Consider the following 218-nt stretch of genomic DNA (forward strand, 5'->3'; position numbering starts at 1 on the left):
CACCGACACCTCCCCCGGCACCGAGAGCCCCCGGTCCCGGCAGGCCCGGATCGCGCCCAGCGCCATCAGGTCCGACGCGCACACGATCCCCGTACAACCGCGCGCCAGCAGCTGCGCCGCCGCCGCCTGCCCGCCCTCCACCGAGAACAGCGAATGCGAGATCAGCTCATCGACCTCCGTCGCCCCCAGCAACTGCGCCATCGCCCGCCGGTACCCCT

At 73.9% G+C, this 218-nt stretch carries 1 protein-coding gene; it reads right to left on the minus strand.

Annotation, left to right across the window (positions count from 1 at the left end; translation table 11 throughout):
- On the minus strand, positions 1-218 hold a 218-nt coding region (locus IG98_RS0144340), incomplete at both ends, for a substrate-binding domain-containing protein (protein ID WP_037973188.1).

The organism is Streptosporangium amethystogenes, assembly GCF_000721075.1.
Classification (GTDB): Bacteria; Actinomycetota; Actinomycetes; order Streptosporangiales; family Streptosporangiaceae; genus Streptosporangium; species Streptosporangium amethystogenes.